Raw genomic sequence first — 10,360 nt, 5'->3', positions numbered from 1 at the left:
GCTCGGCACGCCCCGGGTCGGCCGCGAACAGCTCCCGCAGATCCGGCTCGCGGAGCGTGCGCGCGCGGTGGTCCTCCAGGGCGGTCCACTCGGGCCGCCGGGTGAGCTTGGGGGTGTTGGACATGTCAGACGGTCTCCTTGATGCCGTCGCCGCGCAGGGCGACGGCGTACATCTCGTCGGCGTCGAGGCGGCGGAGCTCCTCGGCGATGAGTTCGGAGGTGGCGCGGACCTTCAGGGCGAGGGTGCGCGGGGGCTGGCCCGGCAGGGTCAGCGTGGCCAGCGGGCCCTCCGGCCGGTCGATGACGATCTCGCCGCTCTCGGTGCCGAGCCGTACGGCGGTGACGACGGGGCCGGCGGTGACCACGCGGTCCACCTCGACGTCCAGCCGTGCCTCGAGCCAGCGGGCGAGCAGTTCGGCGCTCGGGTTCTCGGCCTCCGCCTCCACGGCCGCCGAGGTCACCTTCACCCGGGCCTGGTCCAGGGCGGCGGCCAGCATCGAGCGCCACGGGGTGAGCCGGGTCCAGGCGAGGTCGGTGTCACCGGGCGCGTAGGAGCGCACCCGGGTCTCCAGGACCTCCAACGGCCGCTCGACGGCGTACAGATCGGTGATCCGGCGCTGCGCCAGGGCGCCCAGCGGGTCCTGCGCGGGGTTCTCGGGCGCGTCCACCGGCCACCACACGACGACCGGAGCGTCCGGCAGCAGCAGCGGCAGCACGACGGAGTCGGCGTGGTCGGACACCTCGCCGTAGGTCCGCAGCACGACCGTCTCGCCGGTGCCGGCCTCGGAGCCGACCCGTACCTCCGCGTCCAGCCGCGAGTGCGTGCGGTCCCGCAGGGTGCGGGCGTGCCGCTTGATCACGACCAGGGTGCGCGAGGGGTGCTCGTGGGAGGCCTCCTCGGCCGCCTTGAGCGAGTCGTAGGCGTTCTCCTCGTCCGTGACGATGACCATCGTCAGGACCATGCCCACGGCCGGCGTGCCGATGGCCCGGCGCCCGTGCACCAGCGCCTTGTTGATCTTGCTTGCCGTGGTGTCGGTCAGGTCGATCTTCATGGCCTGCGCCAGCTCCGTCCGTCTCGTGCGAGCATCTCGTCGGCCTCCCGGGGACCCCACGTGCCCGCGGGGTACTGCGCCGGCCTGCCGTGCGTGTCCCAGTACTCCTCGATCGGGTCGAGGATCTTCCAGGACTCTTCCACCTCCTGGTGGCGGGGGAACAGGTTGGCGTCCCCGAGCAGCACGTCCAGGATGAGGCGCTCGTACGCCTCCGGGCTGGACTCGGTGAAGGACTCTCCGTAGGCGAAGTCCATCGTCACGTCCCGGATCTCCATGGAGGTTCCCGGAACCTTCGAGCCGAACCGCACCGTCATGCCCTCGTCCGGCTGGACCCGGATCACGATGGCGTTCTGGCCGAGCTCCTCGGTGGCCGTGGAGTCGAAGGGGGAGTGCGGGGCGCGCTGGAAGACCACCGCGATCTCCGTGACGCGGCGGCCGAGGCGCTTGCCGGTGCGCAGGTAGAAGGGGATGCCTGCCCAGCGGCGGTTGTCGATCTCCAGCTTCACGGCCGCGTAGGTGTCCGTCTTCGACTGCGGGTCGATTCCCTCCTCCTGGAGGTACCCGGCGACCTTCGCGCCGCCCTGCCAGCCGTCCGCGTACTGGGCGCGCACGGTGTGGGCGCCCAGGTTCTCCGGCAGCCGCACCGATTTCAGCACCTTGAGCTTCTCGGTGAGCAGCGCCTCCGCGTCGAACGCGATCGGCTCCTCCATGGCGGTGAGCGCCATCAGCTGCAGCAGGTGGTTCTGGATGACGTCGCGGGCGGCGCCGATGCCGTCGTAGTAGCCGGCCCGGCCGCCGATCCCGATGTCCTCGGCCATCGTGATCTGAACATGGTCGACGTACGACCGGTTCCAGACGGGTTCGTACATCTGGTTGGCGAAGCGCAGCGCCAGGATGTTCTGGACGGTCTCCTTGCCCAGGTAGTGGTCGATGCGGAAGACCTGCTCCGGGTCGAACACCTCGTGCACGATCCGGTTGAGCTCCCGGGCGGTGGCCAGGTCGCGGCCGAACGGCTTTTCGATGACCGCCCGTCGCCAGGAGCCCTGCGGGCCCTCCGCCAGGCCGTGCTTCTTCAGCTGCTGCACGACCTTGGGGAAGAACTTCGGCGGTACGGAGAGGTAGAAGGCGAAGTTGCCGCCGGTGCCGCGGGAGGCGTCCAGCTCCTCCACGGCCTGGCGCAGCAGCTTGAACGCCGTGTCGTCGTCGAAGTCGCCGGGGATGAACCGCATCCCCTCGGCGAGCTGCTGCCAGACCTCCTCGCGGAACGGGGTCCGGGCGTGCTCCTTGACCGCGTCGTGCACGACCTGCGCGAAGTCCTGGTCCTCCCAGTCCCGCCGGGCGAAGCCGACGAGCGAGAAGCCCGGCGGCAGCAGGCCGCGGTTGGCCAGGTCGTACACGGCCGGCATCAGCTTCTTGCGGGACAGGTCGCCGGTCACGCCGAAGATGACGAGCCCGGACGGCCCCGCGATCCGCGGCAGCCGGCGGTCCCGCTCGTCACGCAGCGGATTCACCCAGTCGGCGGCCGGGACGACCGGGACCCGCACGTCGGCCGCGGCGTCCCGGGACTTCGCGGCCTCGGTGTCGGCGGTCGCCGCACGCGGCGCCTCGGCCGCAGCGTCCTCGCCCGGCACGGCGGCCGGTGACCCGGCGGCTTCGGTCCCGGCGGGGGCCGTGCCGGCCCCGGCGGTCTCCTCGTCGGCCGGTGCGCCGGCCGCTGCCGCCCCGGCGGCCCGGGTGGCCGCCGCCTTGGCGGGCTTCTTCGTCATTCCGCGTCAACTCCCTTGCTGTTCAGGGACTTCGTGACCGCGTCCAACAGGTCCTGCCAGGCCACCTCGAACTTGGCGACACCCTCGTCCTCGAGCTGCCGCACGACCTCGTCGTACGAGATCCCGAGCCGCTCGACGGCCGCGAGGTCGGCGCGGGCCCGGTCGTAGCCGCCGGTCACCGTGTCACCGGTGATCTCGCCGTGGTCGGCGGTGGCGCGGAGAGTGGCCTCCGGCATGGTGTTCACCGTGCCGGGAGCGACCAGCTCGTCCACATACAGGGTGTCCTTGTACGCCGGATCCTTCACCCCGGTGGAGGCCCACAGCGGACGCTGGGCGTTGGCCCCGGCACCGGCCAGGGCGAGCCAGCGCTCGCCGGCGAAGACCTCCTCGTAGGCCGCGTAGGCCAGTCGCGCGTTCGCCAGCGCCGCCCGGCCCTTCAGGGCGAGGGCCTCGTCCGTGCCGAGCAGTGTCAGCCGCTTGTCGATCTCGCTGTCGACCCGGGAGACGAAGAAGGAGGCGACGGAGTGGATCGCCGCCAGGTCGAGGCCCGCGGCCCGTGCCTTCTCCAGACCGGCGAGGTATGCGTCCATCACCTCGCGGTAGCGCTCCAGGGAGAAGATCAGCGTCACATTGACACTGATACCCAGACCGACGACCTCCGTGATGGCCGGCAGACCCGCCCGGGTGGCCGGGATCTTGATCATCACATTGGGGCGGTCCACCAGCCAGGCGAGCTGCTTGGCCTCGGCGACGGTCGCCGCGCTGTTGTGGGCGAGCCGCGGGTCGACCTCGATGGAGACCCGGCCGTCCCGGCCGCCGGTCGCGTCGTGCACCGGCCGCAGGACGTCGGCGGCGGCGCGCACGTCGGCGGTGGTCATCATCCGTACGGCCTCGTCGACCGTCACGCCGCGCACCGCCAGGTCGGCGAGCTGCTCCTCGTAGCCCTCTCCGGAGCCGATCGCGGCCTGGAAGATCGACGGGTTGGTGGTGACGCCCACGACGTGCCGCGACGCCACGAGCCCGGCCAGGTTGCCCGAGGTGATCCGCCTGCGCGACAGGTCGTCCAGCCAGATGGACACGCCCTCGTCGGACAGGCGCTTGAGCGCTCCCGCAGTCGCGGTTGCTTCGGTCACAGTGATCATCTTCCTTGTCGCGTTCGGATCAGGCGCGTGCGGCGGCCAGCGACTCGCGGGCCGCCGCGACGACGTTCTCGGGGGTGAAGCCGAATTCGGTGAACAGGGTCCCGGCGTCGGCGGAGGCACCGAAGTGCTCGAGGGAGACGACGCGCCCGGCGTCGCCCACGTAGCGGTACCAGGTCAGGGCGATGCCCGCCTCGACGGCGACGCGCGCCCGCACCGACGGGGGCAGCACCCGCTCGCGGTACGCCCGGGGCTGCTCCTCGAACCACTCCACGGACGGCATCGACACCACCCTGGCGCCGATTCCCTCCGCCCCCAGCAGCTCGCTCGCGGCGACGGCGAGCTGCACCTCGGAGCCGGTGGCGAGCAGCACCACGTCCACGGTGCCGGTGGGGGACTCCCGCAGCACGTAGCCGCCCCGGGCCGCGTCCGGGTTCGGCGCGTACGTCGGCACGCCCTGGCGGGTGAGCGCGAGGCCGTGCGGGGCCGGCTCGGTGGAGTGGCGCCGCAGGATCTCGCGCCAGGCGATCGCGGTCTCGTTCGCGTCGGCCGGGCGGACGACGTTCAGGCCCGGGATGGCCCGCAGCGAGGCCAGGTGCTCGACCGGCTGGTGGGTGGGGCCGTCCTCGCCGAGGCCGATGGAGTCGTGCGTCCAGACGTACGTCACCGGCAGCTGCATCAGGGCGGACATGCGCACGGCGTTGCGCATGTAGTCGGAGAAGACCAGGAAGGTGCCGCCGTAGACGCGGGTGTTGCCGTGCAGGGCGATGCCGTTCATCTCTGCGGCCATGGAGAACTCGCGGATGCCGAAGTGGACGGTGCGGCCGTACGGATCGGCCTCCGGCCGCGGGTTGCCCGCCGGGAGGAAGGACGACGTCTTGTCGATGGTGGTGTTGTTCGAGCCGGCCAGGTCGGCGGAGCCGCCCCACAGCTCGGGCACGACGGCGCCCAGCGCCTGGAGGACCTTGCCGGAGGCCGCGCGGGTGGCGAGCGCCTTGCCCTCCTCGAAGACCGGCAGGGCGTCCTCCCAGCCCTCGGGCAGCTTCCCGGCGACGAACCGGTCGAACAGCTTCGCGCGCTCGGGTTCGGTGCCGCGCCATTCGGCGATCCGCTTGTCCCAGGCGGCGTGCGCCTCGGCGCCCCGGTCGAGGGCCCGGCGGGCGTGGGCGAGGACCTCGTCGTCGACCTGGAAGGACCGCTCGGGGTCGAGGCCGAGGAGGCGCTTGGTGGCGGCGACCTCCTCCTCGCCGAGCGCGGAGCCGTGCGCGGCCTCGGTGTTCCGCGCGTTCGGGGCCGGCCACGCGATGATCGTGCGCATCGCGATGATCGAGGGGCGTCCCGTCTCGGCCTGCGCCGCTCGCAGCGCCGCGTACAGCGCGGGCACGTCGATGTCGCCGTCCTCGGCGGGCTCCACGCGCTGCGTGTGCCAGCCGTAGGCCTCGTAGCGCTTCAGCACGTCCTCGGAGAAGGCGGTGGCGGTGTCGCCCTCGATGGAGATGTGGTTGTCGTCGTAGAGGAAGACCAGGTTGCCGAGCTTCTGGTGCCCGGCGAGCGAGGACGCCTCCGCGGAGACGCCCTCCTCCAGGTCGCCGTCGGACACGATCGCCCAGATCGTGTGGTCGAAGGGGGACTCGCCCGCGGGCGCCTGGGGATCGAACAGACCGCGCTCGTAGCGGGCGGCCATCGCCATGCCCACCGCGTTGGCCACGCCCTGGCCGAGCGGGCCCGTGGTGGTCTCCACCCCGGCCGTGTGCCCGTACTCGGGGTGGCCGGGCGTCTTGGAACCCTGGGTGCGGAACGCCTTCAGATCGTCCAGTCCCAGCTCGTACCCGGACAGGAACAGCTGCGTGTAGAGGGTCAGCGATGTGTGACCGGGGGAGAGGACGAAGCGGTCACGGCCCGTCCACTCCGGATCGGCCGGGTCATGACGCATCACCTTCTGAAAGATCGTGTACGCGGCAGGAGCGAGGCTCATCGCGGTGCCGGGGTGACCGTTGCCGACCTTCTGCACCGCGTCGGCCGCCAGAATGCGGGCGGTGTCGACGGCACGCCGGTCGAGTTCGGTCCACTCCAAGCGGTCGTAGGTCTGCGTACTCATCTTCAAGAAGTCCTCGAAAGGTCGCGGATTCACTGCCGGACGCGTTCAAACATAAAAGTATGACTTTTTCGCGGGAAGGTCTCCCTGTGTCAGCCTGTGGTGAAAGTGGGACACGCTGAGGGATCGGCGGGCGAGCGGGACGGCACGAGAAGGACATGGCGGACAGAACCATCCGAGGCGGAGTCGCGGACGGAGACCGGGACCGGGACGGACAGCGGGACGAACTCCGGGGCGAAGACGGAGCGGAAGACGGGTACGGCGCTGAGGACGGCGTCGGGATCAGAACCTTCCCCTTCCCGGTCGAGCTCGGCGTCCGTGGCGTCGGCATGCAGATCGGCCCCATGGGCGCGGGCCGCACCTGGCACGCCGAGGCGTCCCTGCACCGGATCCACCGCATCGACTTCCACGTGGTCATGCTCTTCAGCCACGGACCCGTACGGCACATGATCGACTTCACCGAGTACGAGGCCGGAGCCGGCGACGTGCTCTGGATCCGCCCGGGACAGGTCCACCGCTTCTCGCCGACGAGCGAGTACCGCGGAACCGTCCTGACCATGCAGCCCGGATTCCTGCCCCGCGCCACCGTCGAGGCCACCGGCCTGTACCGCTACGACCTGCCGCCCCTGCTGCGGCCCGACGACGCCCAGCTCGCCGGCCTGCGGGCCGCGCTGGCGCAACTGCAACGGGAGTACGAGGACACCGCGACGCTGCCGCCGAGCCTGCACGCCTCGGTGCTGCGCCACTCGCTCACCGCGTTCCTGCTGCGCCTCGCGCATCTCGCGGCGAGTTCGGCCCGGTCGGCGCCGCAGCAGGACGACACGACCTTCACCCGCTTCCGGGACGCCGTCGAGCGGGACTTCGCCACCAATCACAGCGTCAGCGCCTACGCCGACGCCCTCGGCTACTCCCGCCGTACCCTCGTGCGCGCGGTCCGCGCGGCCACCGGCGAGACGCCCAAGGGCTTCATCGACAAGCGGGTCGTGCTGGAGGCCAAGCGCCTGCTCGCCCACACCGACCTGCCGATCGGCCGGATCGGCGCCGCCGTCGGCTTCCCCGACGCGGCGAACTTCTCCAAGTTCTTCCAGCTGCACACGGGGCGGACACCGGTGGCCTTCCGCGCCGAACTGCGCTGAACGCACGCCGGGTTGCCGCCTCCTGGTGGCAGCCGGGCGTGGGAAGGGGCCCCACGCGGACGCGTGGGGCCCCTGTCTCTCACGGGGTGGCGGCGGTCAGCGGCCGCAGCCGCACCGGTCGGCGTCGCCGAAGTCGGCGGCCTGCCCGCCGGCGAAGGTGAGGTGCACGTCGTGGGTGCCGGTCACCGCGAGGACTGGAGCACCTGGACGTAGTCCACCACCATCGGGTGGCCGGGCTCTGTGCCCCGGTCCGGACCGCCGCCGTAGGCGTCCGGGAAGCCGCCGCCCATCGCCACGTTCAGGATGATGAAGAACCCGTGGGCGGTGGCGTTGTTCCAGGTCGTGGCGTCCATCTGGGTGGACTTCACGGTGTGGAAGTTGACGCCGTCGAGGTAGAAGCGGATCTCCTCGGGGCTGGTGGAGCGGTCCCACTCCATGGAGTACGTGTGGAAGCCGGTCTGGCAGGTGGTGCCGACGCAGGAGGTCGAATTGCCGATGCCCGACGTCTCGTTGCAGGGGCCGCCCGGGTTGGTGCCGCAGTGCATCGTGGCCCAGTCGGTGTTGAGACCCTGGACGTTCTCCATGACATCCAGCTCGCCGACGCCCGGCCAGTTCTGGTAGTTGCCGCGGAAGGGCGCCCCGAGCATCCAGAAGGCCGGCCAGTACCCCTTGGCGGCGGCGCCGGTGACGTTCGGGAGCTGGATGCGGGCCTGGACCCGCAGCTTGCCGCCCGCCGGGGGCTGGAAGTCGGTGCGGTTGGTCTCGATGCGGCCCGAGGTCCACTTGCCGGAGATGCTGCGGCGCGGGGTGATGAGCAGGTCGCCGCTGCCGTCGAGTGAGACGTTGCTGGTGCTCGAGGTCATCGTCTCGACCTCGCCGGTGCCCCAGTTGGCGGCGCCACCGGGGTATGACGTGCCGGTGTCGTACTGCCAGTTGGTGGTGTCGACGCCCGATCCCGCGGCGCCGTCGAAGTCGTCGAGGAAGACCTGCGTCCAGCCGGAGGGCGGCGTGGGCGCCGAGGCGTCGGCGGGCGGCGTCGCGGCGGTGGCGACGGCCGCCGCGAGACCGAGGGTGCCGAGGGCGGCGACGAGCCTGCGCCGCAGCGAACGCCGTCCGCGACGCGCTCCGCAGGCCGCGTCGGAGGGTGTGCCCGAAGACCTGTCGAAGGGGATGCCGGAGGGTGTGCCGGATGGGTCGCTCATGGGGGCCTCTCGGGTACGGAGTGGGTGCGCGGGTGTCTCGTCCGAGAGCGCCGGCGGATGCCTGAGAGCGCTCTCATGCGTGTTTGCGCCGCCAATGTGCTCTCGGCCGCCCCTATCGTCAAGACTTAAAACAAGGAAAGTGATTTAGGGAGGGGAGAGTTCAGGCGATGAAGACCGGGATTTCCCGGATGTCACCCTGCCCGCACCGGTCACCGTCGGCGGTTCGTCCGAGCCCGCCCGGGCCCGACGGACGGACCCGGGTCGGCGGTAACCCCTCCGGACGGGGCGCGAGCTCCGCTGTCCTGGGCGCTCCCGTCGCGGAACTCGCGCCGTCGCAGCGCTGCTCGGTCGGGCCCCGCTGAGGCAGTGGCAGCCTGCGGCCGGCTCATCCGCCCGGCGATCCATCCCGGTCCGCGGGTGCGGATCGGTTCGCGACGGGGAGGTGGCCGTGCAGGAGCAGGCTGACGAGCTGGTCCACCACCGCCTCGCCCGGCGGTGTGCGGTTCACCGCTGCCAGGTACACGACCGCCCCGGAGTAGATGTCGACCATCAGTGACGTATCGGTGTCCGGCGGCAACCGGCCTTCGATGCGGGCCCGCTCCAGCAGGTTCACGACCGACGCACGGCGGGGTTCGATGAGCTCGGCGAAGGCTCCCGTGCCGGTGGGATCCTCGATCACGTCGGCGAGGAGCGCCGGCAGGATCAGGCACGTGGGCATGGCGGAGACGAGCTCGATCGTGAGACGGACGGCGGTGCGCAGGTCGGCTTCGAGGTCGCCGGTCTCGGTGATGGGAGGGAGGGGGACCTTGCCGCTGAGGGCCTCGATCACGAGTGCGGCCTTGTTCGGCCACCACCGGTAGATGGTGGCCTTGCTGACTCCGGCCCGCCGGGCGACGCCCTCGAAGGCCAGACGTTGGTATCCGACCTCGCCGAGGAGGTCTTTCGTGGCTCGGAGCACGGCCTCGTGAGACTCGCGGCGGCGCCGCCGCGAGTCAGGCGTGATGCGGTCGGACTGGGCGCGCTCAGGAGCCGATGCGCCCTGACGGCCGTCCTGGGGCCTGAGGGTGTCCACCGCGTGCCTCCCTTGTAAGCCCACTGGCACCCCGTTGACTTGGCCCGAAAAGCAGTCCTATCCTGACCGAAACGGGGCGTTTCGTACCGTATACCCCGTTTGGTAATTTAATAGTAAGATTCGGAAGCCCGTCTGGGAACGGCTGCACGGTGTTCAGCACGTCGGGCGGGCAGATCACTCCGCGTCAGACCCGCGCGCAGGATCTGGCGCACGTGGGCATTCCCCGAGTGCCCGAAATCCTTGTTTCGACCCCCCGGAAGGGGGACATCACCATGCGCGCAACCAAGAGCAGGATCCGGAGGATAGCCGCTGCGGTCTGCACGGCGCCCCTCGTTGCCATCGCGGCGGGAGCCGGCGCTGCCAGCGCGGCCGCCTTCCCCTCCTCGTCCCATGTCGCTTCCGCTCCCGCTTACGACAGCAAGGCCCACTCGGACTTCTGCTTCTTCCGCGGCGGCTGGGGCTGGGACTGCTGCGACGGCTGGGGCTGGGGCTGGGGCTGGGGAGACCGGTGCTACTTCGGCGACGGCTGGGGCTGGGGCTGGGGCTTCGGCCACGACTTCGACCACGGCTTCGACCACGGCTTCGACCACGGCTTCGGTGGTGACCACGGTGGCGGTGACCACGGCGGTGGCGGTGGCTACGGCGGTGGCGGTGACCACGGCGGCGGCGGTGGCGGCGGCTACGGCGGCGGCGGTGGCGGCGGCTACGGCGGCGGCGGCGGTGGCGGCGGCGGTGGCGGTGGCGGGCACTGACGCTCCGGCGCAGTGAGCTCGCGATCAACCTGCGGCAGTCCTATGATCGCTACATCCGGATGCCCGGACATTTCGGGCATCCGGATCTTTCTGGAGCGGCAGACCTCCCATCCGACCGATATCCGGGGTGGTGCGTAGCGGTGAGG

General features: G+C 71.2%; 7 protein-coding genes and 1 pseudogene. 2 read left to right on the top strand and 6 right to left on the bottom strand.

The window, feature by feature from the left end; all coding sequences use genetic code 11:
* Positions 1 to 125 precede the first annotated feature (125 nt).
* The 4 genes from opcA to tkt are packed head-to-tail and all read right to left on the bottom strand — an operon-like array spanning position 126 to position 6,055.
* Positions 126 to 1,052 (bottom strand): glucose-6-phosphate dehydrogenase assembly protein OpcA, encoded by a 927-nt coding sequence (opcA, locus tag ACF1A5_RS31940; protein WP_392196351.1) that lies wholly within the window; start codon positions 1,050 to 1,052, stop codon positions 126 to 128.
* On the bottom strand, positions 1,049 to 2,818 hold the full coding sequence (zwf, locus tag ACF1A5_RS31935; protein ID WP_392196350.1) for a glucose-6-phosphate dehydrogenase: 1,770 nt from the start codon (positions 2,816 to 2,818) through the stop codon (positions 1,049 to 1,051). The genes opcA and zwf overlap by 4 nt, the downstream gene beginning before the upstream one ends.
* Entirely contained in the window at positions 2,815 to 3,960 is a 1,146-nt protein-coding gene (tal, locus tag ACF1A5_RS31930) for a transaldolase (RefSeq protein ID WP_392196349.1), read from the bottom strand. The genes zwf and tal overlap by 4 nt, the downstream gene beginning before the upstream one ends.
* 19 nt (positions 3,961 to 3,979) lie before the next feature.
* Entirely contained in the window at positions 3,980 to 6,055 is a 2,076-nt protein-coding gene (gene tkt, locus ACF1A5_RS31925; RefSeq protein ID WP_392196348.1) for a transketolase, read from the bottom strand.
* A gap of 155 nt (positions 6,056 to 6,210) precedes the next feature.
* Here tkt and ACF1A5_RS31920 point away from each other — a divergent pair, with 155 nt between their 5' ends.
* A complete protein-coding gene (locus tag ACF1A5_RS31920) occupies positions 6,211 to 7,188 on the top strand; it encodes a helix-turn-helix domain-containing protein (protein ID WP_392196347.1) in 978 nt (325 codons plus the stop codon).
* A gap of 191 nt (positions 7,189 to 7,379) precedes the next feature.
* Here the strand turns inward: ACF1A5_RS31920 and ACF1A5_RS31915 are convergent.
* Together ACF1A5_RS31915 and ACF1A5_RS31910 are read right to left on the bottom strand one after the other, a co-directional pair.
* A pseudogene (locus ACF1A5_RS31915) lies at positions 7,380 to 8,390 on the bottom strand (glycoside hydrolase family 16 protein); the annotation flags it as partial.
* 385 nt (positions 8,391 to 8,775) lie between these two features.
* A complete protein-coding gene (locus ACF1A5_RS31910; protein ID WP_392196346.1) occupies positions 8,776 to 9,462 on the bottom strand; it encodes a TetR/AcrR family transcriptional regulator in 687 nt (228 codons plus the stop codon).
* A 272-nt stretch (positions 9,463 to 9,734) separates the two neighbouring features.
* On the opposite strand from ACF1A5_RS31910, the gene ACF1A5_RS31905 reads away from it, so the two are divergent.
* Positions 9,735 to 10,214, top strand: coding sequence for a hypothetical protein (locus ACF1A5_RS31905; protein ID WP_392196345.1), 480 nt, complete (start codon positions 9,735 to 9,737; stop codon positions 10,212 to 10,214).
* Positions 10,215 to 10,360 lie beyond the last annotated feature (146 nt).

The sequence above is a fragment of the Streptomyces sp. NPDC014864 genome, from assembly GCF_043081525.1.
Classification (GTDB): Bacteria; Actinomycetota; Actinomycetes; order Streptomycetales; family Streptomycetaceae; genus Streptomyces.
Note: the sequence above shows the minus strand (reverse complement) of the source record. Positions and strands in the feature narration are given on the sequence as shown.